21 protein-coding genes are annotated in these 24,472 nt (G+C 72.7%); 13 read left to right on the plus strand and 8 right to left on the minus strand.

What is annotated here, in order from left to right; translation table 11 throughout:
* Positions 1-31 precede the first annotated feature (31 nt).
* The 7 genes from ftsH (at position 32) to ACZ4Z3_RS34715 (ending at position 6,078) form a co-directional block, all read left to right on the plus strand.
* Positions 32-2,047, plus strand: a complete 2,016-nt coding sequence (gene ftsH, locus ACZ4Z3_RS34685) for an ATP-dependent zinc metalloprotease FtsH (RefSeq protein WP_468504825.1) — start codon at positions 32-34, stop codon at positions 2,045-2,047.
* 178 nt (positions 2,048-2,225) lie between these two features.
* On the plus strand, positions 2,226-2,831 hold the full coding sequence (gene folE / locus ACZ4Z3_RS34690; RefSeq protein ID WP_355403702.1) for a GTP cyclohydrolase I FolE: 606 nt from the start codon (positions 2,226-2,228) through the stop codon (positions 2,829-2,831).
* A gap of 56 nt (positions 2,832-2,887) precedes the next feature.
* A complete protein-coding gene (gene folP / locus ACZ4Z3_RS34695; protein ID WP_468504776.1) occupies positions 2,888-3,754 on the plus strand; it encodes a dihydropteroate synthase in 867 nt (288 codons plus the stop codon).
* Positions 3,751-4,254: a nuclear transport factor 2 family protein gene (locus tag ACZ4Z3_RS34700; RefSeq protein WP_055522857.1), complete on the plus strand. Its 504-nt coding sequence runs from the start codon at positions 3,751-3,753 to the stop codon at positions 4,252-4,254. Before folP ends, ACZ4Z3_RS34700 begins: the two co-directional genes overlap by 4 nt.
* A 249-nt stretch (positions 4,255-4,503) precedes the next feature.
* Positions 4,504-4,863, plus strand: a complete 360-nt coding sequence (gene folB, locus ACZ4Z3_RS34705) for a dihydroneopterin aldolase (protein ID WP_055522859.1) — start codon at positions 4,504-4,506, stop codon at positions 4,861-4,863.
* Positions 4,860-5,471: a 2-amino-4-hydroxy-6-hydroxymethyldihydropteridine diphosphokinase gene (folK, locus tag ACZ4Z3_RS34710; protein ID WP_468504777.1), complete on the plus strand. Its 612-nt coding sequence runs from the start codon at positions 4,860-4,862 to the stop codon at positions 5,469-5,471. The genes folB and folK overlap by 4 nt, the downstream gene beginning before the upstream one ends.
* Before the next feature lie 121 nt (positions 5,472-5,592).
* On the plus strand, positions 5,593-6,078 hold the full coding sequence (locus tag ACZ4Z3_RS34715) for a DUF3180 domain-containing protein (RefSeq protein ID WP_055542201.1): 486 nt from the start codon (positions 5,593-5,595) through the stop codon (positions 6,076-6,078).
* An 80-nt stretch (positions 6,079-6,158) separates the two neighbouring features.
* Here ACZ4Z3_RS34715 and ACZ4Z3_RS34720 read toward each other — a convergent pair whose 3' ends face one another.
* On the minus strand, positions 6,159-8,003 hold the full coding sequence (locus ACZ4Z3_RS34720; RefSeq protein WP_468504778.1) for a phosphatidylglycerol lysyltransferase domain-containing protein: 1,845 nt from the start codon (positions 8,001-8,003) through the stop codon (positions 6,159-6,161).
* Positions 8,004-8,195: 192 nt separating this feature from the next.
* On the opposite strand from ACZ4Z3_RS34720, the gene ACZ4Z3_RS34725 reads away from it, so the two are divergent.
* Entirely contained in the window at positions 8,196-9,320 is a 1,125-nt protein-coding gene (locus ACZ4Z3_RS34725) for an alpha/beta hydrolase (protein WP_468504779.1), read from the plus strand.
* A 261-nt stretch (positions 9,321-9,581) separates the two neighbouring features.
* Complete coding sequence (locus ACZ4Z3_RS34730; RefSeq protein WP_468504780.1) at positions 9,582-11,498, plus strand: coiled-coil domain-containing protein; 1,917 nt, start codon at positions 9,582-9,584, stop codon at positions 11,496-11,498.
* 137 nt (positions 11,499-11,635) lie between these two features.
* Here ACZ4Z3_RS34730 and ACZ4Z3_RS34735 read toward each other — a convergent pair whose 3' ends face one another.
* Entirely contained in the window at positions 11,636-13,105 is a 1,470-nt protein-coding gene (locus ACZ4Z3_RS34735) for a PH domain-containing protein (protein WP_468504781.1), read from the minus strand.
* The gene (locus ACZ4Z3_RS34740) at positions 13,102-13,608 is read right to left on the minus strand and encodes a PH domain-containing protein (protein WP_468504782.1); all 507 of its coding nucleotides are present in this window, start codon (positions 13,606-13,608) and stop codon (positions 13,102-13,104) included. Before ACZ4Z3_RS34740 ends, ACZ4Z3_RS34735 begins: the two co-directional genes overlap by 4 nt.
* A 31-nt stretch (positions 13,609-13,639) precedes the next feature.
* On the opposite strand from ACZ4Z3_RS34740, the gene ACZ4Z3_RS34745 reads away from it, so the two are divergent.
* Positions 13,640-14,800 (plus strand): NADH-quinone oxidoreductase subunit D, encoded by a 1,161-nt coding sequence (locus ACZ4Z3_RS34745; protein ID WP_468504783.1) that lies wholly within the window; start codon positions 13,640-13,642, stop codon positions 14,798-14,800.
* 13 nt (positions 14,801-14,813) lie between these two features.
* Here the strand turns inward: ACZ4Z3_RS34745 and ACZ4Z3_RS34750 are convergent, their stop codons facing one another.
* Positions 14,814-15,935, minus strand: coding sequence for an SAM-dependent methyltransferase (locus ACZ4Z3_RS34750; protein WP_468504784.1), 1,122 nt, complete (start codon positions 15,933-15,935; stop codon positions 14,814-14,816).
* A gap of 136 nt (positions 15,936-16,071) precedes the next feature.
* On the opposite strand from ACZ4Z3_RS34750, the gene ACZ4Z3_RS34755 reads away from it, so the two are divergent.
* Together ACZ4Z3_RS34755 and ACZ4Z3_RS34760 are read left to right on the plus strand one after the other, a co-directional pair.
* On the plus strand, positions 16,072-17,274 hold the full coding sequence (locus tag ACZ4Z3_RS34755) for a sensor histidine kinase (protein ID WP_468504785.1): 1,203 nt from the start codon (positions 16,072-16,074) through the stop codon (positions 17,272-17,274).
* 75 nt (positions 17,275-17,349) lie between these two features.
* Positions 17,350-18,018 (plus strand): response regulator transcription factor, encoded by a 669-nt coding sequence (locus ACZ4Z3_RS34760; RefSeq protein ID WP_468504786.1) that lies wholly within the window; start codon positions 17,350-17,352, stop codon positions 18,016-18,018.
* 107 nt (positions 18,019-18,125) lie between these two features.
* Here ACZ4Z3_RS34760 and ACZ4Z3_RS34765 read toward each other — a convergent pair whose 3' ends face one another.
* Positions 18,126-20,615 (minus strand): hypothetical protein, encoded by a 2,490-nt coding sequence (locus ACZ4Z3_RS34765; RefSeq protein ID WP_468504787.1) that lies wholly within the window; start codon positions 20,613-20,615, stop codon positions 18,126-18,128.
* A 68-nt stretch (positions 20,616-20,683) separates the two neighbouring features.
* Between ACZ4Z3_RS34765 and ACZ4Z3_RS34770 the strand changes: the two genes are divergently transcribed.
* Positions 20,684-21,238: a hypothetical protein gene (locus ACZ4Z3_RS34770; RefSeq protein ID WP_468504788.1), complete on the plus strand. Its 555-nt coding sequence runs from the start codon at positions 20,684-20,686 to the stop codon at positions 21,236-21,238.
* A gap of 93 nt (positions 21,239-21,331) precedes the next feature.
* Here the strand turns inward: ACZ4Z3_RS34770 and ACZ4Z3_RS34775 are convergent, their stop codons facing one another.
* From ACZ4Z3_RS34775 to ACZ4Z3_RS34785, 3 genes are all read right to left on the minus strand, one after another.
* On the minus strand, positions 21,332-21,865 hold the full coding sequence (locus ACZ4Z3_RS34775) for an NUDIX hydrolase (protein ID WP_468504789.1): 534 nt from the start codon (positions 21,863-21,865) through the stop codon (positions 21,332-21,334).
* A gap of 185 nt (positions 21,866-22,050) precedes the next feature.
* Complete coding sequence (locus ACZ4Z3_RS34780) at positions 22,051-23,157, minus strand: DUF5937 family protein (protein WP_468504790.1); 1,107 nt, start codon at positions 23,155-23,157, stop codon at positions 22,051-22,053.
* Positions 23,158-23,227: 70 nt separating this feature from the next.
* The gene (locus ACZ4Z3_RS34785) at positions 23,228-24,361 is read right to left on the minus strand and encodes a threonine aldolase family protein (protein ID WP_468504826.1); all 1,134 of its coding nucleotides are present in this window, start codon (positions 24,359-24,361) and stop codon (positions 23,228-23,230) included.
* Positions 24,362-24,472: the final 111 nt, after the last annotated feature.

Consider the following 24,472-nt stretch of genomic DNA (forward strand, 5'->3'; position numbering starts at 1 on the left):
AGGAGGGACGGGGCGGCACCGCTCCGTATGGATGGACGTGAAGCGATACTTCCGTGGGCCAGTCATGTGGATCGTGCTGGCCGTCCTTGCCGTGGTCGTGTTGATGCAGGTCGTCGGCTCGTCCGGCGGCTACAAGACGGTGGACACCGGCCAGGTCGTCCAGGCGATCAATGACAACAAGGTCCAAGAGGCCAAGCTGACCACCGGCGAAGAGCAGCTCCTGAAGGTGCAGCTCAAGGACGGCGAGAAGATCGAGGGCAGCTCGAAGATCCAGGCGAGCTACATCGGCGACCAGGGCGTCACCCTCGCCAACACCCTGCAGGACAAGTACCAGAACAAGCAGATCCCCGACGGCTACACGGTCTCCCCGACCAAGCAGAACGCTTTCGTCGGCATCCTGCTGTCCCTGCTCCCCTTCGTCCTGATCGTCGTCGTCTTCCTGTTCCTGATGAACCAGATGCAGGGCGGCGGCTCCCGGGTGATGAACTTCGGGAAGTCCAAGGCCAAGCTCATCACCAAGGACACCCCGAAGACCACCTTCGCCGACGTCGCCGGCGCGGACGAGGCCGTCGAGGAACTCCACGAGATCAAGGAATTCCTCCAGGAGCCCGCCAAGTTCCAGGCCGTCGGCGCCAAGATCCCCAAGGGCGTCCTGCTCTACGGCCCGCCCGGCACCGGCAAGACGCTCCTCGCGCGCGCCGTCGCCGGTGAGGCGGGCGTCCCCTTCTACTCGATCTCCGGTTCCGACTTCGTCGAGATGTTCGTCGGTGTCGGTGCCTCCCGTGTCCGCGACCTCTTCGAGCAGGCCAAGGCGAACGCTCCGGCGATCGTCTTCGTCGACGAGATCGACGCGGTCGGCCGCCACCGCGGCGCCGGCCTCGGCGGTGGACACGACGAGCGCGAGCAGACCCTGAACCAGCTCCTCGTCGAGATGGACGGCTTCGACGTCAAGGGCGGCGTGATCCTCATCGCCGCGACGAACCGCCCCGACATCCTCGACCCGGCGCTGCTGCGCCCCGGCCGCTTCGACCGGCAGATCGCCGTCGACCGCCCGGACATGCAGGGCCGCCTGGAGATCCTCAAGGTCCACCAGAAGGGCAAGCCGGTCGCGCCCGACGTCGACCTGTCCGCCGTCGCCCGCCGCACCCCCGGCATGACGGGTGCCGATCTCTCCAACGTCCTGAACGAGGCCGCCCTGCTGACGGCCCGCAGCGACAAGAAGCTGATCGACAACCAGATGCTGGACGAGGCGATCGACCGCGTGGTCGCGGGCCCGCAGAAGCGGACCCGGATCATGTCGGACAAGGAGAAGAAGATCACCGCGTACCACGAGGGCGGCCACGCCCTGGTCGCGGCGGCCTCCCCGAACTCCGACCCGGTCCACAAGATCACGATCCTGTCCCGGGGCCGCGCCCTCGGCTACACGATGGTCCTGCCGGACGAGGACAAGTACTCGACCACCCGCAACGAGATGCTCGACCAGCTCGGCTACATGCTGGGTGGCCGCGCCGCCGAGGAACTGGTCTTCCACGACCCGACCACCGGCGCCGCGAACGACATCGAGAAGGCCACCAACCTGGCCCGCGCGATGGTCACCCAGTACGGCATGACCGAGCGTCTCGGCGCCATCAAGTTCGGCGGCGACAACACCGAGCCGTTCCTCGGCCGTGAGATGGCTCACCAGCGCGACTACTCGGAAGAGGTCGCCGCGCTCGTGGACGAAGAGGTCAAGAAGCTCATCGAGAACGCGCACAACGAGGCCTGGGAGATCCTGGTCGAGAACCGCGACGTCCTCGACAACCTGGTGCTCCAGCTGCTGGAGAAGGAGACGCTGGGCAAGGAGGAGATCGCCGAGATCTTCGCCCCCATCGTCAAGCGTCCGCCCAGGCCCGCCTGGACCGGCTCCTCCCGCCGCACGCCGTCCACCCGTCCGCCGGTGCTCTCCCCCAAGGAGCTGGCACTGACGAACGGCGCCAACGGCGCGACGCCGGCGATCACCGCCAAGTCCACCGTCGAGGCGACCCCGGAGGAGCGTCCGGAGAGCTGACGCCCAGCCGATGAGATCCGGCCACCGGGAGCCACCGCTCCCGGCCGCGGCCGCCTCACCAGGCCCGGAATGGATGCCGCGCCCCCCTGGTTCTAGCCTGGGGGGCGCGGCACTGTCGTATGGCCGTAAACAGACGCGTCAGCCGCACGCGTCACAGGCTGCAGGAGCGAGGCACCACATGACCGACCCCGTGACGCTGGACGGCGAGGGCACCATCGGCGAGTTCGACGAGAAGCGCGCCGAGAACGCCGTACGAGAGCTGCTGATCGCGGTCGGGGAGGACCCGGACCGGGAGGGCCTCAGGGAGACGCCGGCGCGGGTGGCGCGGGCGTACAAGGAGATCTTCGCGGGGCTGTGGCAGAAGCCCGAGGACGTGCTGACCACGACGTTCGACATCGGGCACGATGAGATGGTGCTCGTGAAGGACATTGAGGTGTACTCGACATGTGAGCACCATCTGGTCCCGTTCCGGGGCGTCGCCCACGTCGGATACATTCCGGCCACCAGCGGGAAGATCACGGGGCTGTCCAAGCTGGCCCGTCTGGTTGATGTCTACGCCCGCCGCCCGCAGGTGCAGGAACGACTCACCACGCAGATCGCGGATTCGCTGATGGAGATACTGGAGCCGCGCGGCGTCATCGTGGTCGTGGAGTGCGAGCACATGTGCATGTCGATGCGGGGCATCCGCAAGCCCGGCGCCAAGACCCTCACGTCGGCGGTGCGCGGGCAGCTGCGGGACGCCGCGACGCGGAACGAGGCGATGAGCCTCATCATGGCCCGCTGACCGGTCCCGGCAGGAGCGGCCACCACGGCCCGCTCCCGGGGGCCTAGGCTTGTCGCATGAGCAAGCTGAACCGGCGCGGCCGAGTGGCTGGTATGCCTCTGTGGGACCGCTGCGCGGTCATGGGCGTCGTGAACGTCACCCCGGACTCCTTCTCCGACGGCGGCCGCTGGTTCGACACCACGGCGGCCGTCAAGCACGGTCTGGAACTGGTCGCGGAGGGCGCCGACCTGGTCGACGTGGGCGGTGAGTCGACCCGCCCCGGCGCCACGCGTGTCGACGAGACCGAGGAGCTGCGGCGGGTCGTCCCCGTCGTGCGGGGCCTGGCCTCCGAGGGCGTCACCGTCTCCGTGGACACCGTGCGCGCCTCCGTCGCCGAGCAGGCACTCGCGGCCGGAGCGACCCTCGTCAACGACGTCAGCGGCGGTCTCGCCGACCCCGCCATGATCCCGGTCGTCGCCGACGCCGGCGCCCCCTTCGTGGTCATGCACTGGCGCGGCTTCCTGGAGGGCGGCAACGTCAGGGGCGTGTACGACGACGTCGTCTCCGAGGTGGTCGACGAGCTCCACGCGCGCGTGGAGGCCGTTCTGGAGGGCGGTGTCGCCCCCGACCGCGTCATCGTCGACCCGGGGCTCGGCTTCTCCAAGGACGCGGAGCACGATCTCGCCCTGCTCGCCCACCTCGACCGGCTGCACGGGCTCGGTCACCCCCTGCTGGTCGCCGCCTCCCGCAAGCGGTTCCTCGGCCGGGTGCTGGCCGGGCCCGAGGGCGCCCCGCCGCCCGCGCGGGAACGCGACGCGGCCACCGCCGCCGTCTCCGCCCTCGCCGCCCAGCAGGGCGCCTGGGCCGTCCGCGTGCACGAGGTGCGCGCCACCGCCGACGCCGTCCGCGTCGCCCGCGCGATCGAAGGAGCCCGGGAGCGGTGAGCTCGGCCCACACCGATGTCGAACAGGTCGAACTCGCCAACACGGCCTTCTACGAGGCGATGGAGCAGGGCGACTTCGAGACGCTCTCCTCGCTCTGGCTGGACCCCGCCGACCTGGGCGTGGACGAGGAGTACCACGACCCCGCCGAGACCGGCGTGATCTCCTGCGTGCACCCCGGCTGGCCGGTGCTCACCGGCCGCGGCGAGGTGCTGCGGTCGTACGCGCTGATCATGGCGAACACCGAGTACATCCAGTTCTTCCTCACCGACGTGCATGTCTCCGTCACCGGGGACACCGCTCTGGTGACCTGCACCGAGAACATCCTCAGCGGCGCGCCCGCCCCGGACGGCAGCGACGAGCTCGGGCCGCTCGTCGGGCAACTGGTCGTCGCCACCAACGTGTTCCGCCGTACGGCCGACGGCTGGCGGCTCTGGTCGCACCACGCCTCTCCCGTACTCACCGAGTCCGCCGACGACGAGGGCGAGGAGTCACCCTCCTGAGCCGGTGGGCGCCGCCGGACGGGCCGTGACGTGACGGGGAACACGGCCGTGCGGGTATGGGCGGCGCCCGGCGCGTGAGCCATCGTGTTCCCTGCGGGAAACGCCCGGTGAACCCTTCCCCCCGGGGAGTGGGCACGGCCTTCCCCGGGCAGGCGCTGTCAGTGCCCGCAGGTAGATTCGAGGTGGCCGGTGTGCCGATCCGCACCCGGAGGACACCGGCCGATACCGACGATTGCAGGAGTGATTCGCGTGGATCGTGTCGCGCTGCGCGGCCTGAAGGCCCGCGGGTACCACGGAGTGTTCCCGCACGAACGCGAGGAGGGCCAGACCTTCGTCGTGGACCTCACGCTGGGCCTGGACACCCGGCCGGCCGCGGCCGACGACGACCTCACGAAGACCGTGCACTACGGGATCGTGGCGGAGGAGGTCGTGGGCATCGTCGAGGGCGAGCCGGTGAATCTCATCGAGACCCTCGCCGAGCGCATCGCCCGGGCGTGCCTGGGGCACGAGGGGGTCCAGGAGGTCGAGGTGAGCGTCCACAAGCCGAACGCCCCGATCACCGTCCCCTTCGACGACGTGACCGTCACCATCACCCGGAGCCGAGTATGACCGCGTTCTTCACCGGGGGTCAGAGCGACCCGACCGTCCAGCCGGTGCCCGCCTCCGTGGTGCGGCAGGTGGACGAGGCCGACACGACCCTCCAGAACCCCCGGCGCGCCGTGATCTCCCTCGGCTCCAACCTGGGCAACCGTCTGGAGAACCTCCAGGGCGCCATCGACGCGCTGGAGGACACACCCGGCGTCCGTGTGAAAGCCGTGTCGCCGGTGTACGAGACGGAGCCGTGGGGCGTCGAGCCCGGCAGCCAGCCCTCGTACTTCAACGCGGTCGTCGTCCTGAAGACCACACTGCCCCCGTCGTCCCTCCTGGAGCGGACGCAGGCCGTCGAGGAGGCGTTCCACCGGGTCCGCGACGAGCGGTGGGGGCCGCGCACGCTGGACGTGGACATCGTCGCCTACGCCGATGTGATCTCCGACGACCCGGTCCTGACCCTGCCGCACCCGCGTGCGCACGAACGCGCCTTCGTCCTCGCGCCCTGGCACGACGTGGAGCCGGAGGCGCTGCTCGCCGGCCGCGGCTCGGTGGCCGCGATCCTCGACGACCTCACCCGTGAAGGCGTGTCGCCCCGCGCCGACCTGGAACTCCACCTGCCCGAGTAGTCGTTAAGGTCTACCGGGTCGGGGTCGTCACCCGACGCCGCCGGGACCGGGGATCGGACCGACCGTCCGACACCCGCGGCTCCCGGTGTCCGTGGACCACCGGACTCGTCGAAAGGGCATCGTGAAAGAGCTGCGCATCAGGACGCTGGCCACGGTGTTCGTCGTGGCGGGGGTGCTGTCCTGGGCCGGGGCCCGGCTGTGGTACTCGGTGGGCACACTGCCGAGCGTGCCGCTGGCCGCGCCCATCGTCCTCGCCCTGATCGCCGCCGTCCTCACCGCCACCGCGCTCTCCATCCGCAGCCGGCTCAAGGCCCAGCGGGAGCGGCAGCCCGACGCCAAGGGGGTCGATCCCCTGATGGCGGCCCGCGCCGTCGTCTTCGGCCAGGCCAGCGCCCTCGTCGCCGCGCTCGTCTGCGGGATGTACGGCGGTGTGGGTGTCTTCCTTCTGGAGCACCTGGACGTACCGGCCCGCCGCGACCAGGCCATCTACGCCGGTTTCTCCGTCCTCGCGGGCATCGGCGTCATAGTGGCCGCCTTCTTCCTGGAGCGCGTGTGCAAACTCCCGGAGGACGACGACACCAACGGGGGCGCGGCGCGGGCCGCCTGACCCCTCGATGCTGTGACGACCTGAGCGAGAGCCCCTGGCACGGGGTAGTGGGGGCTCTCGCTCAGGCTGTTCGGGGTGGGTCAGACCGGTTGGGCGGTTCTTTCGTTGAGGTCGTGGTCGCGGCCGGCGTGGGCGCAGGGGGCCGGGGGCCTGGGGCGGCGGCGCAGGACGCGGGGGAGGGCGAGGCTGACGAAGCCCTCGGCCTGCATGGCGGCCAGGCCGATGCGGGGCAGGTCGCGCGAGGTGGCGTAGACGACGAAGCGGGGCTCCCAGCGTGGGCGGAACTTGGCGTTGAACTTGTACAGCGACTCGATCTGGAACCAGCGGGAGAGGAAGACGAGCAGGCCGCGCCAGGCGCGCAGGACGGGGCCGGCGCCGATCTTCTCGCCGCGGGCCAGGGCGGCGCGGAACATCGCGAAGTTCAGGGAGACGCGCTGGACGCCCAGGCGGGGGGCCGCTTCGAGGGCCGCGACGATGAGGAGTTCGTTCATGCCGGGGTCGGCGGAGCGGTCGCGGCGCATCAGGTCGAGGGAGGCGCCGTCCGGGCCCCAGGGCACGAAGTGGAGTACGGCCTTCAGGTCGCCGTAGGGGCCGGGTGTCTCGTCGGCCTTGTGCGCGGTGGCGATCAGGCAGTCACCGTCGTCAGGGTCGCCGATGCGGCCGAGGGCCATGGAGAAGCCCCGCTCGGTGTCGGTGCCCCGCCAGTCCTCGGCGGCGCGGCGGAGGCGGTCCAGCTCGGCATCGCCGAGGTCACGGACGCGCCGTACCCGGGTTTCGTAACCCAGGCGCTCGATGCGCTTCACCATTTGACGCACGTTGCGCATCGCGCGTCCGGTGAGGGAGAAATCCGTGACGTCCACCACCGCCTCGTCGCCCAGTTCGAGGGCGTCGAGGCCGGTCTCGCGGGTCCACACCTCGGCGCCGGTCTCGGAGCAGCCCATGACGGCCGGGGTCCAGGAGTGGGCCTTGGCCTCGTCCATGAAGCGTTCGATGGCGCCGGGCCAGGCCTCGACGTCGCCGATCGGGTCGCCGCTGGCGAGCATCACCCCGGAGACGACCCGGTAGGTCACCGCCGCCTTGCCGCTCGGTGAGAACACGACCGCCTTGTCGCGGCGGAGCGCGAAGTGGCCGAGGGAGTCACGGCCGCCGTGCCGGGCCAGCAGGGCGCGCAGCCGCACCTCGTCGTCGGAGGTGAGGCGGGCCGCCGGATGCTCGGGGCGGAAGGCGAGGTAGATGGTGGTGACGGCGGTCAGCAGGCCGAGGGCGCCGAGCGAGAAGGCGACCGTCCAGGAGGTGTTGCCGGCGTAGACGATCGGTCCCTCGAAGCCGAAGAGGCCGTAGATGACGTGTTCGAGCCGGTCGGCGAGGCTCGGGTCGCCCACCATGGGCTGGGCGTGGGCGCTGACGACGAGCAGGCCGAGGAGGATCGAACCGGTGCCCATCAGCATGAAGTTGGCGAGTGCCCGCCAGCGGCTGGTGGGGTCGGGCAGGGCGCGGAACTCGTCGCGGTGGCGCAGCAGCGGGACGAGCAGTGCCAGGGAGACGAGGACGCCGACGATCGAGTGCCGGTAGGTGAACTGGGCGATCGCCCCGGCCGGCAGGAGCACGACGGCCGCGCGCCAGGCCCGGCGCTTGCGCCGCCGCAGTCCGTGGGCGAGGAGCAGCAGGAGGACCCCGGCGCTCAGCGACATCGCCGCGGCGAACGGGCCGAGGGCGCCCGGCAGCACCTCCGCCAGCGCGTGCATACGGCTGTGCCGGAAGCGGGGGAACACGCCGGCGGCGATGTCCACGAGCCCGACGAGCGTGCAGGCCCTGGCGACCAGAGCGGGCACCGCCTCGGGGCGCGGCCCGCGCAGCAGGCCGCGTGCGCGCCGAGCGGCGCTCAGCGGGAGTCGGCCCGAACGGACCGGAACCCCACCCGACATTTCCCCATCTGTCCTGACAGACATCGCATCCCGTAGTTCCGCGAGAGATCTTGGACCCGGTGCCTTTCCGGCATCCGGCGACATTGCGCCCTCTAGGACGTCACCTCGACCACGTCGGTTCACTCTCCATCGGAAAGCTGAACCAAAGGGCAGGGAAAGACAGGGAAAGAGAGAACGGCGGGGGACAACCCGATGGGTCTTACGAGCAACAAGGTGCTGGTGCTGGCGGTGACGTCAGCCGTGCTGCTGTTCGTCGGCACGGTGTGGCTGTGGCCGAGGCTGGCACGGCGGGGCTGGCGGCCCGTGTGCGGACGGATCGGGGTGCTGCTGGCCACGCAGGTCGCTGTCTTCGCGGCCATCGGCCTCACCGCGAACCAGGCCTTCGGGTTCTACGCCAGCTGGGCCGACCTCTTCGGCCGGGAGACCGGGCAGGGCGTCGTCGTCGACCACGACGACGCCGAGACCGGGGGCCCGTTGCGGGTCCTCGACACCCGGCCGGTGAACGTGACGGGCGGCGGCCGGCCCGAGGTCGGCGGGCAGATCCAGAAGGTCGAGATCGTCGGCCGTACCTCACGGATCGCCAGCCCCGCGTACGTGTATCTGCCGCCGGAGTACTTCCAGCCCCGGTACCGCACCCGCAGTTTCCCGGCGGCCGTCGTCCTCACCGGCTATCCGGGCACCGCCGAGGCGCTCATCAAGGGTCTGCACTTCCCGCAGACCGCCCACACGCTGGCCCGCGAGGGCAAGGCGCAGCCGATGATCCTGGTCATGATGCGGCCGACCGTGGCTCCGCCGCGCGACACCGAGTGCGTGGACGTCCCGGGTGGCCCGCAGACCGAGACGTTCTTCGCGCGGGACCTGCCGGACGCGGTCGGCCACCACTACAGGGTCGGCAGGAGGCCCGGCAGTTGGGGCGTCGTCGGCGACTCGACCGGCGGGTACTGCGCACTGAAGCTCGCCGTCCACCACCCGGGTACGTACGCCGCCGGCGCGGGCCTCTCGCCGTACTACAAGGCGCCGCTCGACCCGACCACCGGTGACCTCTTCCGGGGGAACAAGACGCTGCGGAACGAGGCCGATCTGTTCTGGTACCTCAAGCACCGGCCGGCGCCCGACACCTCTCTCCTCGTCACCAGCAGCAAACAGGGAGAGGCCAACTACAAGGCCACACTGGACTTCATCGCGTTGGCCGAGGAGAAGCAGCCGACGCGGATCTCGTCGATCATCCTCGACAGCGGCGGGCACAACTTCAACACGTGGCGGCGGGAGATTCCGGCGACCCTGCAGTGGATCAGCGGACGGCTCAGTGACCGGTGAGGGGCGGGGTTCCGGGCCGGTCGGCTCCGGGCGGTCGGCAATTCCGTGGAATCCGTGGAATTGCGCGCGTGGCGAAAGAGCGTGATGTGGCCAAGGCGTATCTGGAATGACGGGAGTTGATCGAGTAGAGGAGCCGCCGGTGAGCGCATTGGTGCCCCGGTGGCGAGGGAGCTTGTGAGGGCTTGTGGGAGGTGAGAGGGGCGGCTGAGTTTTTACGGCCCGGGGCACCATGATTCGCCTACGCGCGGTAAGTTTCTGGCCATGCCACGTGGACGTCACCGCCATTCACCGCCTCTGCACAGGCTGCTGCCCCCCACGGCGATCGCAGGCGTCTCGCTCGTCTGCGCCCTCGGGCCCTGGGTGTTCTCCGGGCCTGCGGTGCTCCGGGTCCTCGCGGCGCTCGCCGCGGCCACCGCGGCCGTGGGCGCCGCGGTCATGCGCCGCTGGGACGTCGAGGCGGGCAAGCGCGTCGCCGACCTCACGCGCGCGCGGGCGAGCGACGAATGGCGCCACGAGGAGCGGGTCGCGGAACTGGAGACGGATCTCGAGGAGTCCCGCGAGCTGCGCACCAAGCTGGAGCACAAGCTGCGCGCCAAGCGGGCCGAGTTGGCGAACCTCCGCAACGAACACGCCGCGCTGCTGCGCCGGTACGCCACCGCCGAGACGGAGCGGGCCAGCGCCCTGGAGGGCCGCCGCCTGCTGGAGATCGAGACGACCGCCCCGGAGGGCGCACGGGAACTGACGGCCGGCGGGGAGGACGCGGCGAGCACGGGGGCCGCGTCCGGTACGGCCGGTGCGGGGGCCGCGTCCGGGATCGCGGGTGCGGCTCGGGGCCGTGCCGCCGCGCAGGCTTCGCCGGTGCCGCCCCAGGGGATTCCCGCGGCGGGCGCTCCCTGGGGGGCGCGCGGGGCTGGAGCGGATGCCGAGGGTGCCGAAGACGCAGGCGATGACGTCGAGGAGTTCGACGACGTCGAGGACTTCGAGGACGTGGAGGACGTCGAGAGCGCCAAGGGCATGGCGGGCGAGGGCGGGAAGCCCGCGTCCGGGGTGTTCTCCCCGGCCGGTTCCGCGCTGTGGCTGCGGGCGAACTCGGCGCTGGAGCGGATCATCACCCAGCGGGGGACGGCGAAGGGCGCGGAGCGGGTCTCGGACGAGGACGTCGCCGCGACCGGGGCCGGGGCGGACACCGGTGGCGTGGCCGCGGAGGCCGAGGCCGACGACCAGGACCGGACCGAGGACCGGACCGAGGACCGGACCGAGACCGGGGCGTCGGCGGAGGCGGAGGGCGGTGCCGATGTGGCCGGCGCCGCCGACGTCGCGGCCGAGGCTGAGGCCGGTGGTGAGGGTGACGTGGCGGAGGCCGGGGCCGACGGGGCCGATGAGGCCGATGGGACCGAGGCTCAGGGCCGACGAGACGGCGAGGGCGAAGACCAGGCGCCCGCTCAGACCGAGGCTGCCGTCGAGTCCGTCGAGTCCGTCGAGGCCGGGCAGCCGGGGGAGCCCGGCGACTCGGGCGATGATCGCGCGCCCGGCGGCGTGTCCGTGGACGAGCCCGTTCGGGCGCTGTCCGTGAAGGATTCCGGCAAGGATGGTTCCGGCAAGGGCGGTTCACCGGAGGACGATCCGGACGGCCCGAACGGCGGTGGTACCCGGCAGGGACGTTCCGCCGAAAGCGACGCGGCGGCGGAGCGGGTTCCGGTCGTGACCGCCGAGGAGGACGATCCGGCGGGGAAGCCGGGGGCGGTCGACGAGCATGAGCACGCGGCCGCCCAGCCCGTACCGGCGGCCCCCGTTCCGGGCGCGCCCGTGCCCGCGCGGTCGGAGTTGCCGCAGGAGCCCGTGCGGCCCGCCCTGCCCGCGGTGCGGCCGGCCGGTCACTTCACGGTGCCGACCGCCGTGGCCGTCGTCCCGGCGGCGCCGCAGCGGCGGACGGCCGTCGAGGGCGGGTTCGACTTCTTCGGTACGCAGAAGGAGGCGGACGTGATCGAGGCCGTGCAGAACGAGGACCTCGCCGACGTGGTCGGGCAGGAGGCGCTCGCGCTGCACAAGGCCGAGTCCGAGGCGCGGTTCAAGCGCCTGGACGAGGCGGCCCGCGGGGTCGGCCAGGTCATCGACCTCACGGCCCACGACGAGACGGAGCAGATCGACCTCCAGGGGCTGCGGACGGCGGCTTCCTGAGGCCACCGGGTCCACCCCGCCCGGAGCGTACGACCCGCCGGCCCACAGGGGCCGGGAACACCGAGGCCGCCCATGCCACGCGCTGGGCGGCCTCGGTGTTCCCGGCGTTCGGCCTTCGTGGTCCGTCCCCCGGGGCCCTACGCCATCCACCTGTCCGGCAGCGCCTCCCGCCGTCCCGTTCGGGAGCGTTCCGCCTGGGCGTGCAGGAGCGCGGCCGCCTCGGTGGCGTCGCGGAGGCGGGCGGTGACCGTCTTGTTCGCCCCGGTGTCGACATGGACGTCGGCGACGTGCTTGAACCGCTCCCAGGGCCCCTGCGCCAGCCGTACGCTCTGGACCTTGGCGTGCGGCACCAGGGCCAGCTGTCTGCGGAGCAGCCCCTGCCGGGCGGCGAACACCGTGTCGGTGACGGTGAGCCCGTACCCGTTCCACCACAGCGGCACGCACCACCGCGCCCGTGCCGGCGGCCGTACGAGGGTCGCCGTGTCCGGCACGTGCGCCCCCGGCAGCACCCGGGCGATCACCGACTCGGCGACCTCGCGCGGGGCGACCGGGATGAGCACGGAGTTCGAGGACCCGGCCACGTCCAGCTCGACCCGTACCCATCCGCGCCGCCGCCACAGCAGCGGTTCGACGATGCGTACGGTCTGCACGCGTCCGGGCGGCACCGTCTCGTGCGCGCGGTCGAGGAGCCCGTGGTCGATGCGGAGGCCGTCCGGGGACTCGCCCACCGTCCAGTCGTACTCGCCGACGAACCGGCCCACACTGCTCGCCCCGGCCGCGCCGAGCAGCGGCAGCGCCGTCGCGAGGACCGTCCACAGGCTCTCCGTGGCGATCCACAGCACCGAGGGCACGACGACCGCGGCCAGCAGGGTCCCCCAGGTGGCGCCGGTGAGCACCAGGGAGACGGCCAGGACGCCCGGCGGGACCTTCAGCAGCTGCCGTTCCGGCGCCTCGCCCACGTCCTGCGCGGTGTCGGGGGCGAACCCGGCGGCGCGGGCGAGGAGTTCGGCGCGCAGCGCGCGGGCGGTGCCCTCGCCGAGGTACGCCAGCTCGTCCTTCTTGTCGGTCCCGACGACGTCGAGCCGGAGTTTCGCGACGCCCGCGATGCGGGCCAGCAGGGGGCGGGTGACGTCGACGGCCTGGATCCGTTCGAGGCGGATGTGCGCGGTCCGGCGGAACAACAGGCCGGTACGGATGCGCAGTTCGCTCTCGGTCACCGCGAAGTGGGTGAACCACCAGGTCAGGAAGCCGTACAGGGCGGCGGCCGGTACCAGCACGGCCAGCCCGATCAGGAGGGTGGACGGGTCCAGCCGGGTGAGCTGCCGCTGCGCTCCGTCGGGATCGTGCACCGCCCAGCCGATGACCACCGCCACCGGCGCCCAGGCCCGCCGCAGCGGTGTCACCGGATGCAGCCGCTGCTCCACGACGGCCGCCGGCCCACCGGAGATCTCCCCGGCGATGTCCGCCCGATCCTCCGCAGCCGCTTGATGTTCCGCTGCCGGCTGCCGCTCGCCCGCCGTCCGGTGCTCGCCCGCCGTCCGCTGTTCCGGTGTCGTGTTCCTCGTGGTGCTCATGGCGTCGTCGGCGCCCGGCGTCGGCACGGTCACAGCCCCGCCGATCGGGCCTCGCCCAGTTGGGTCAGCCGGTCGCGGAGGCGTTCCGCCTCCTCGGGGTCGAGGCCGGGGATCCGGGCGTCGGTGGCGGCAGCGGCCGTGTGGAGCTGGACGCTCGCCAGCCCGAAGTGCCGTTCCACCGGCCCGGACGTCACCTCGACCAACTGCATGCGCCCGTACGGAACGACGGTCTCCTCACGCCACAGCACCCCCCGACTGATCAGCAGGTCGTCGGCCCGTTCGGCATACCGCCAGGAGCGCCAGTTGCGCCCCAGCAGCGGCCAGCCCCACAGCAGCAGGCCCAGCGGCAGCAGCGCGAACGCCGCCCAGCCGGGCCCCGCCAGCCAGCCCAGCAGCACGCCCGTGGCGATGGCGATCAGGCCCAGCCACACCACCAGCAGCAGTCGTCTCATCCGAAGCAGCCCGCGCGGCAGTCCCGTCCACACCGGCTCACCCTGCGCCCGCTCGGCGCCGTCCTCCACGGTCCCCGTCTCCATTCCGCCAGCGTACGTACGACAGACTGTGTCCATGACTCCTCCGACGGAGACCAGACAGACGACGGTCGGTATCGGCGGTGCCGCCGAGAGCACGGACATGGTGCTGAACATCGGACCGCAGCACCCGTCGACGCACGGTGTGCTGCGCCTGCGGCTCGTCCTCGACGGCGAGCGCATCACGCACGCGGAGCCGGTGATCGGCTATATGCACCGCGGCGCGGAGAAGCTGTTCGAGGCGCGCGACTACCGCCAGATCATCATGCTCGCCAACCGCCACGACTGGCTCTCCGCCTTCTCGAACGAGCTGGGCGTCGTCCTCGGCGTCGAACGCATGCTCGGCATGGAGGTTCCGGAGCGGGCGGTGTGGATGCGTACGCTCCTCGCCGAGCTGAACCGGGTCCTGAACCATCTGATGTTCCTCGGCTCGTATCCGCTGGAGCTCGGCGGCATCACCGCCGTGTTCTACGCGTTCCGGGAGCGCGAGGAGCTCCAGAACGTCATGGAGGAGATCTCCGGCGGGCGCATGCACTACATGTTCAACCGCGTCGGCGGCCTCAAGGAGGACCTCCCGGCCGGCTGGACCGCACGCGCGCGTGCCGCCGTCGCGGACGTCCGCTCCCGCATGGGTGTCTTCGACGACCTCGTCCTCGGCAACGAGATCTTCCGGGGCCGCACCCGGGACGTGGGCGTCCTGTCCGCGGAGGTCGTGCACGCGTACGGGGTGAGCGGGCCGATCGCCCGCGCCTCCGGTGTCGACTTCGACCTGCGGCGCGACGAGCCGTATCTGGCGTACGGGGAGCTCCAGGACGTCCTCAAGGTCGTCACCCGTGAGGAGGGCGACTGCCTCGCCCGCTTCGAGTGCCTGCTGGAGCAGACCCATGTCTCCCTCGCCCTCGCCGACGCCTGCCTGGACCGGCTCGCCGAACTGCCGCCCGGGCCGATCAACCAGCGCCTGCCCAAGGTCCTCAAGGCGCCCGAGGGCCACACCTACGCCTGGACCGAGAACCCCCTCGGCATCAACGGCTACTACCTCGTCAGCAAGGGCGAGAAGACCCCGTACCGGCTGAAGCTGCGCTCGGCGTCCTACAACAACATCCAGGCCCTCACCGAACTGCTGCCGGGGACCCTGGTGGCCGACATGGTGGCGATCCTGGGGTCGATGTTCTTCGTGGTGGGGGACATCGACAAGTAGGCATCCGGCTCGTCTACTCCGTGTCGTGCCCCGTGTCGTGCCCCGTGTCGTGCCCCGTGCCGTGCCCCGTGTCGCCCTCCCCGAGCGGGTGGGGGATGCCCACCGGCTGGATCAGCCAGCCGAAGTCGCCGAGCCCGCCCGGCGCGGTGAGTTCGGCGGCCTCGCCGGCGCCCGCGAGGGCGCGCACGTAGGCGGTGGGGTCCGTGGTCGCCAGCGACAGCGGCGGGCGGCCGGCGGTGACGCCGAGGGCCCGTAGCGCGTCCCGCTGGGTCAGCAGCCGCGCGCCCGGCAGCGCGCAGGCGTCCAGGGCGACGTGGGCGGTGATGTCGCGGGAACCGTCCGGCAGGGGCGCCGTCTCCCGGCCCTCACGGAAGCCGGTGAGCGTCCCGAAGGGCGGCCGGGCGTCCGCGAGGTGCGCGTAGTCGACGGCGACCGCGAGCCCCCGCTCGACGCCCGCGACGGCCGCGGCCCAGGCACGGTCCCGGGGCAGCCCGATCTCGGCCCGCAGCCCCTCCTCCCCGGCCACCGGCCACCACCGCTCCAGCCAGGCCGCCTCCTCGCCGCCGACCGGCTCCCCGAGCCGTTCCCGGCCGTCCGCCCGGACGAGGACCAGCCGGGGCGTGCCCGCCGCGTCCACCTCCACCACGTCCACCGGCACGTTGTCCAGCCACTCGTTGGCGAACAGCAGCCCGGTGACCCGCTCCGGCCGTTCGGCGCACCACTCGATGCGGTGATCGAGGCCGTCCGGCCGGTCGGCGATCTCGACGGCGTACGCGCGCGTGCGGGCCGCCACCTCCGCGGGGAGCGCCGCCAGGACCCCGGCGCTCAGCTCGCCCCGTCCCGCGCCCATGTCCACGAACGCCAGTTCGCGGGGGTGCCCCAGCGCCGCGTCGACCCGGCACAGCAGCCGTGCCACCGCGCCCGCGTAGAGCGCGGACGCGTGCACGGAGGTCCGGAAGTGCCCGGCGGGCCCCTCCGGCCGCCGGTAGAAGCCGTGGGCCCCGTACAGGGCCTCCTCGGCGGCGGCACGCCACGGCAGCCAGGGGCCCGCCCCGCCGGGGGCGGGAGGCACTGACCCGTGCGGATCCGGCGCGGCGGAGCGGCCGGCCTCCGCCGACCCGCGGTCGTGAACCACGCAACCCTCCCGACGTCCCGGTGATCCCTCGCCGCCCGAGGCTATGCCGCCTCCACCTTGGGGAGTACTTGGCCCTGTCATGGATCGACCCTCCGGTTGACCCCGCTGTGCCGCGCGCTTCCCTACGCTGGGTTACGTGCAGCGCCTCTATGACTTCCTCCGCAGGCACCCGACATGGGTCGACAGCTTCTGGGCCGTCGTCCTGCTCGGGATGTCCCTGGTCGGCGGACCGATCGACAGTGACTACGCGGAGAGCATGAACGAGGCCGCGCTCGTGCCGATCGCCCTGGCGCTCTGCCTCTCGGTCGCCCTGCGGCGCCGGATGCCGGAGAAGATGCTGGTGCTGGCCGCCGCCGCGGGCATCGCCCAGCTGATCTTCGACGTGCCGAGGATCGCGGCCGACTTCGCGATGCTGGTGATCATCTACACGGTCGCCGCGAACGGCGCCCGCTGGGCCTCCCGGTTCGCCCTGGCCGGAGGTCTCTGTGCCGCGCCCCTGGCGCAGATGCGGTGGGCCGAGGACCAGACGGGCATGCTGGGCAACGCCGTGCTCGCGATCATCCTGACGGTGCCGTTCGCTCTCGCCTGGGTGCTCGGCGACTCGCTGCGCACCCGCCGGGCGTACTTCGCGCAGCTGGAGGAGCGCGCCGCCCGCCTGGAGAAGGAGCGCGAGGCGCAGGCCAAGGTCGCGGTCGCCGCCGAGCGCGCCCGGATCGCCCGGGAGCTGCACGACGTCGTCGCGCACAACGTGTCGGTGATGGTCGTCCAGGCCGACGGTGCCGCCTATGTTCTGGACGCCGCCCCCGACCAGGCGAAGAAGGCCCTGGAGACCATCTCCTCCACCGGCCGCCAGGCCCTCGCCGAGATGCGCCGCCTGCTGGGCGTCCTGCGCACCGGCGAGCACCAGGAGGTCGGCGAGTACGTGCCGCAGCCGGACGTCGAGCAGATCGACGACCTCGTGGAGCAGTGCCGTACGGCGGGTCTGCCCGTCGACTTCAAGATCGAGGGCACCCCGCGCCCGCTGCCCAGCGGTGTGGAGCTGACGGCGTACCGCATCGTGCAGGAGGCGCTGACCAACACCCGCAAGCACGGCGGCCCGAACGCGGGTGCGAGCGTCCGGCTGGTGTACTTCGACGACGGGCTCGGTCTGCTCGTCGAGGACGACGGCAAGGGCGCCCCGCACGAGCTGTACGAGGAGGGCGGCGTCGACGGTCAGGGGCACGGGCTGATCGGGATGCGTGAGCGCGTCGGTATGGTCGGCGGCACGCTCGACGCGGGTCCCCGGCCCGGTGGCGGCTTCCGTATCAGCGCACTCCTGCCGCTCAAGCCCGCACACTGACATGGCCGTGCCACCGGCTGACACCTGTCACGGACGGCACCGGACGACACCCCACGGACACGGAAGAGGACCCCGATGGCGATCCGCGTAATGCTCGTCGACGACCAGGTGCTGCTGCGCACCGGGTTCCGGATGGTGCTGGCGGCCCAGCCGGACATGGAGGTCGTGGCCGAGGCGGGCGACGGCGTCGAGGCGCTCCAGGTGGTGCGGTCGACGGCCGTGGACGTGGTCCTCATGGACGTCCGGATGCCGAAGCTGGACGGTGTCGAGGCGACCCGCCGGATCTGCGCCGAGCCGAACCCGCCGAAGGTGCTCATCCTGACCACCTTCGACCTCGACGAGTACGCGTTCTCCGGGCTGAAGGCGGGCGCCTCGGGCTTCATGCTCAAGGACGTGCCGCCCGGTGAACTGCTGGCCGCGATCCGTTCCGTGCACAGCGGCGACGCCGTCGTGGCGCCCTCCACCACCCGGCGGCTGCTCGACCGGTTCGCGCCGCTGCTGCCGGGTGCCGCCGACCCCGAGCACAAGGAGCTGGAGCGGCTCACCGAACGCGAACGCGAGGTGATGATCCTCGTCGCCCAGGGCCTCTCCAACGGCGAGATCGCCGCCCGTCTCGTCCTGTCCGAGGCCACGGTCAAGACCCACGTCGGCCGCATCCTCACCAAGCTGGGCCTGCGCGACCGCGTCCAGGTCGTCGTCCTCGCCTACGAGACGGGACTGGTACGGGCCGGCGGCCACGGCTGACAGGCGGACCGCCGCCGTCGGGAGGAGCGGGACGGCGCGGTCGCCCGGGGCGTCGCCGAGTCGGTGGCGCCGGGATCGGCGACCGCCGACGGCGACCTCCGCGTTCGTCAGGCGCCCGGACCCCGGCCGCGACCGGGCTCGGGCCCCGGACGGTTGCGCAGATGCGGTGGCGGCACGGCCGGGCCGGGGGCCGTGGGTCGGTTCTGGCCCGGTGTCGTCCGGGGTGCCGAGCGGGATCGGGCCGCGGCGCTGGCGGCACGCTGGGCGTCTCCCGAACCGGCAGCCCCGGCCGTCGCGTTCGACCCGGCGGCCGAGGGCGGCCCCTGCCGGTGTGCGCGCTCGGCGGCGGTGTGTCGGGCCAGGTGGCTGCCCTGGAGGGCGGTCGCCATGAAACCCGCGGCGACATTGCCGCTCTCCGGCGGAGTCGTCTTGTTGTTGAGAACCGCGAGCCGTGCCGTGTCCTCGCGGCCGAAGACATGGGTGGGAAGCATGCGCGAGGCGGCCCCCGTCACATCGCACGCGTGGCGCTGCCCGTGCGCCTCGAACTCAAGGCGGTAGCCGAGGTACTGGCGGTCCTTGTCGAAGCGCAGCTCGCCGCGGACCTCCCCGCCCGCCGACCGCGCCCACGACTCGACGGAGTCCACGGCGTGCGGCAGACGGGAGACCCGCCCCAGGCACGCCACATAGGCGTCGCCCTCCACCCCGAGTGACCTGCCCGAACTGTCCAGCGCCGCGAGACGCACCCGGCCGTCCGGCGCGGTCACCGTGCCGACCGCCCCGAGATAGCGGCCGGAGAACGTCACGAGGCGGCCGTCGCCGCCGTACTCGGCGTCGTGCTTGGCGCGCAGCGCGGTGTACTGGGCGTCGTTGTGCAGCACGAACGGCGCGTCCTTGCCGACCATGAAGACCCGGCTGTCGGGGCGGGCCTGCAGGATGATCTCGGCGTTGGCGATGGCGGCGCCGCCCACTCCGGCGATGACCCAGTCCTTGGCGACGGAGGGGTCGTAGTCACCGTCTCCCACCTCGTCGCCCATCAGGACGCGTCCGGGCGCCGCGGCACGGGCCTCCTCCCACGCGGCCGTCGCCCGCAGGGTCTCCATCGCCCCGGCCACCCGGGGATCCGCCGACGCCGAGAGGCTGTCGGAGACGCCCGCGTCGGCGAGCACGGCGAGGGAGGCCGCGGCTCGGTCCTGGCCCTCGGGCAGGGCGAGCAGCCGGTCGCGGGCCGCGGCGGCCTCCGGGGCGCCGAGCGCGGCGAGGCCGTCGGCCAGACGCTCGGTCGCCTCGGGCACGGTCGGCGCCTGACGGTCGGCCCCCGGGACGATCTCGGGCGGGACACCGGTCGCGATGAGCGGGGACCCCTTGACCTCCACCGTCACCGGATCCGATCCGTCCGCCGGACTGATCTCGGCGAGGAGCCGGCCCTCGGCGCCGACCCGGAGCTCCGCCCGCCCGTCGACGAGCGGACCGCGGACCGCGGCGGTGTCCTCCCAGAGCCGCAGCGCCGGCAGCGGCACGCGCTGCTGCGGGTCGGCGAACTGGTACGGGTCGCCCATGCCGCTCTGCCGCAGATGCCGCACCTGGTCGGCGGACTGGACGATCGCCTCGATGGGGTCGACGTGCCAGCGCCCCCTCGCGTCCACGAGCAGCATCTCCGGGGAGCGCGCCGCGAGGGCCGCACCCCCTCCGATCATGAGCTCGTACTGCGGGTGCCGGCCCTCGGGCAGTGCCGCCTGCCGGGCGCGCAGCTCCTCCAGCGTGCGGCCGCTGAGCGACGTCCGCCGCTCGGCTGCCTCCGCCGCCGCCCGGTCCAGTTCCGCCCGCGGCAGGGGCGAGCCGTCGGGCCGTAGCCCCGGCATGGTGAATCCCGGCGGAACCACCGGGGCCGCCCCCTCGGCGGTCCGCGCCGCCCGCGCCTCGACGACCGCGCGGGCGTCCGCGGCGTCCAGGCGCTCCACCGGCTGCGCGAGGTCCGCCATGGCCTCGCGCGCCCCCGCCCGCAGCAGGGGCCGTACGACGTCCTGGCGGATGTCGGCCGCGTACAGCTCGATCGCGTGACCCGCGTCCGTGACCGGAGACCTGGGCCGCAGCCCCGACTCGTCGACCAGCTCCGAGAACCGGTGACGGGCGTCGAGACGCTCCGCCGCGCCCAGCTCCGCGTCGTTCATCCGGCCCGCCAGGTAGTTGAACTCCTCGGCCCGGCCCCGGTCAGCGTCGGACAGCTCCGGATGCGCCGGCAGCGTCGCGCCGGGGGTCAGCAGACTGTCCAGGGGCACCCGCGCGCCGACGGTGGCCCGGTCCCGCACCGCCAGCAGCTCCCCGACCTCACGGGAGAGCACCTGCCCGGCCAGCTCCGGGCGCAGGGTGTCGGCGAGCTGCACGACGTACCGGTCGGTCGTGGTGTTGGTGAAGGTGCGCGCCAGCAGCGGTTGCGGCAGGGCCGCCGTGTCCAGGCGCAGTTCGATTCTGTCGCCGGCCGTGGTGCCGAGCTCGAAGAAGCGCCGGCCGTCCTGCTCGACCGCGGACACACCGGTCAACAGGCCGGGCCGTAGGTCCCGCAGCACCGCGGGCAACGCGGCCTCGGCCTCAGCGAGCAACCGCCTCTCCGCACCCGATTCCACTGCATCCCCCCTGATCAGCGCCATGATTCACGTAGGATGATGGCATGTTGATCGCCCGTTCGGCCCAAGAAGCGCACCTGTACATGGACCTGCGTGCCTGTGCGTGCGGGGCGGCGGGGTTCGACCGGCAGCACCGGCTGGAGGAGCGGGACGGGGCAGTCGTCAGCGTGTACGAGGGGGTCTGCCCCGCGTGCGGGACGACCCGCGTGTTCGAGTTCGCGCTGTCCGACGACCGGGCGCCGGAGCCGCCCGCGTTCGGCGGCGCCGAGCCCTCGCGCATCCTCGACCCCGGCGAGTTCCTGTGGGTCGCCGACCAGGTGTCGACCGAGTCCGGGCTGCGGCTGCTGAGCGCGCCGCTCGCCGAGCACCGGGCCATCGGAGCGGCCACCGCTTATGCGATCGCCGCGCTGGAGGAGGTCGCCAAGTTCCTTCCGGAGCACGCCGACCGCGTCCCCGAGGACAGGTTCATCTCGCGGCTCGGACAGGAGATGTACGCGAAGGACCCCACCCGGTTCACCCGCCAGGACATCACCGCCGCGCTGGAGCTGAAACGCCGGATCGCCGCTGGCACCCGGCAGTTCGGCACCCGGCAGGGCTGAGGCCGGCTCCACAGGGCGAGGTCAGTCGCGGTCCGGCCCCGCAGGGCCGAGGTCAGTCGCGGTCCGGCCCCGGCACGTTCCCGGGCGGGTGGGTCAGGTCGCCGTCCCGTGCAGCAGGAGCGCCATGACGCCCACGAGTGTGGCGCTGCTGACGATCTCGCGTCGGCCGATCATGCCGGGGACGTCGGCCAGCGGAATCCACGCCAGTTCGTCCGACTCGTTGCGTTCCGTAGGCCCACCGATGTGCCGGGCGTCGTCCGTACGGAACACGAAGTGCCGCGAGTCCATGATCCCGGCCGCCGGCTGCGCGTGGATCAGCTCCCGCATCGTCCCCGGACGCCACCCCGTCTCCTCCTCCAACTCGCGGGCGGCCGCGGCCTCCGGGCTCTCACCGTCCTCGACCAGCCCCATGGGCAGCTCCCAGGCCCAGGTGTCGGTGACGAAGCGGTGGCGCCACATCATCAGCACGCGGCGCCGGTCGTCCACGGCCGCCGTCACGGCGACATCGCGCAGTCTGACGACGTGGTAGTCGGTGCGGGTGCCGTCCGGCTGGGTCACGTCCAGCGATCTCAGCCGCACCCAGGGGGTGTCGTGCAGCGTGTGCTCGCCGTGAACGGTCCATCGCATGGTGCGCCTGCTCTCCTCGGTCGCGGTCGCCGGAGACGGGGCCCGGCGCGGGTCGCCCGCCTGTTCGGCCAGGGCCTGTCGTTTGGATCATGCCTGGGCCGCGGGGCTTGGCACGCACCCAGGTCGTCAAGGTGCCGTAGCCCGAAGCCGGCATGATCCACACGACAGGCCCTGGATCATCCCGCCTACCGCAGGACCCCTTCCAGGAAGTCGCTGCCGAGGCGGGCCACCACCGCCACGTCCAGCTGGTGCAGGACGTACCGGCCGCGGCGACGGGTCGTCAGGAGGTCCGCCTTCTTCAGGACGGCGAGGTGCCGGGATATCTCCGGTGCCGTCATGCCCAGCATCTGCGCCAGCTCGCCCGTGGTGTACGCGCTGCGGGCGAGGTTGCGGCACAGGCGCATCCGGACGGGGTGCGACAGGGCGGTCATGCGCAGGGCGAGCTGCTCGACCGACGGCGGCGCGGCGGGCTCGGCGGCACCGACCGGGTACTGGAGGACCGGCTGCCAGCCGAACCGGTGCAGGACGGTGAGGTGGGGCCGGCCCAGACTGGTCGGTACCAGGAGCAGGCCCCCGTCCTCCGTGGCCGTCCGGCTCTCGACCAGCTTGTCGACGGTGATCCGGGCCGCCGCCTCGTCGTGGGCGATCGACGGGGACACGGCGCCCAGCGCCTCGGTCAGGCCCTTGTGCCGCAGCAGCTCCGTCTTGTGGCGGGCGTCCCCGGCGAGGGTGTGGCCCAGCCGGGACCACGTCTCGGCGAAGAACGCCTCGTCGCAGTCCTCCAGGAACTGCCGCAGCCAGGCCCGCACGGCCGGCGGGTCAGCCAGCAGCCGCTGCGCGAACCGCAGCTGCCGCGGCCCTCGCGCGGCGGCCAGCTCCAGGGCGAGCCGGCGCGTCTCCGGGTCGGACAGCACGTCCCGCTTCCGCGAGTCGTACCCCGGGGTGCAGACGAACTCCATCCCCGCGTCCACGAACTGGTCGTCCGTCAGCTTGTCGAGCAGGTCCAGCTCCTCGGCGAGCGTCCCGCCGGGGAGAGTGTCCCGGCCGGGGACGCCGGCGAACGGCATGAACAGGTCCGAGAACGTCGTACGCCACAGGAAGTCCGCCTCGCACATCCGGTCCGCGAGATGCGGATCGAGCCGGGCGGTCACCCCCGTCACCCAGCCCTGGGACCCCGGATGGTGCCCCGGCTCGGCCAGCACGTGCAGCGCCATGCCGAGTTCGGCCAGGGGGGAGGGGACGAAGGCCACCCGCTCCGGCCGCAGCCCCGTGATGTCGATGCGCACGCTCATGACCACATGGTGCACCCGACCACTGACAACACCCCCGGCGCGGCCGCCCGGCGAGCAGGGCCTCCACCGGCTACGCCCCGAGCACCGCCCTCACCTGCTCCACGAAGCCCGCCACCGCCCGCCGTACGTCCCGCGCCGTCCACTCCAGCCCCGCCGCCCGTACCTCCACCTCGGTGACGGCCAGTCCCGGCCCGCCCCTGTCCCAGGCGCGGGCGAACAGCAGCGTCCCCGTCTCCTCGCCCTGCCGGACCGAGGCCTCCGAGACGACGTCGACGTCGTACGGCAGCCACACCTGGAACTCCTGCGTGTGCGGCACCTCGGGGTGCACGCGCGCCCACGGCACCCCCGCCCGCGCGAACCCCTCGCGCAGCGCGGCGGCGACCACGCGCGCGTGGCGGACGTACTCCGGCAGCCGGGGCAGCTCCCGCTCCAGCCCCACCAGGGCCGACAGGGCGGTCGGGAACTGCTGGAACAGCTGGCCGCCGTACCGGTGCCGCCAGGTCTTCAGGTCCTCGACCAGCGCCCTGGGACCGGCGATCGCGGCACCGCCGTACGCGTCGAGGGACTTGTAGTACGAGACATAGACGCTGTCGGCGAGGGACGCGATCTCGTCCACCGGGCGGCCGAGGTGCGTCACGGACTCCCACAGGCGGGCCCCGTCGAAGTGGACCACCGCGTCGCGTTCGCGTGCCGCCTCGGTGAGCGCCGTCAGCTCCTCCCAGGACGGCAGGACGAACCCGGCCTCCTTGAGGGGCAGTTCGAGCATCAGCGTCCCGAAGGGCTCGGGGAGGCCGCCGACCTCGTCCGCGGTCGGCTGCCGCGCCTCGCCCGTCAGCCGGACCGTGCGCAACCCGCTGACCTGGCTGAACGCGTTCCGTTCATGCACCTCGGGGTGGGACAGCGCGTGCAGCGCGACGGTCGGGTTCCCGGTCCGGGCCGCCCAGCAGCGCAGGGCCACCTGCTGGGCCATGGTGCCGGTCGGGAAGAAGGCGGCGGCCTCCATGCCGAGCAGCGCGGCCGTCCGCTCCTCCAGGGCCTCCACGACCCCGTTGCCGTAGATGTCCGCCGACCGGTCCAGGTCGTACACGTCCCCGGCCGCGTCGAGCACGGCCAGCCGCTCCCGGACCGTCCCGAGGGCACCCGGCCGCGACAGCACCCGGTCCGCCGCGCGGTGCGCGATCAGCCACCGCCGGTACCGCGACATCGCCGAGGACTCCTCAGGCTTCTCGTTCGCCACGGACTCCTCGCCCGCCGCGGGCCGCTCCGCCGACACCTCGCCCGCCGCGGGCCCCGCCGCGGAGTCCGTCCCGCCGTA

It is taken from the genome of Streptomyces sp. NPDC030296 (genome assembly GCF_055572815.1).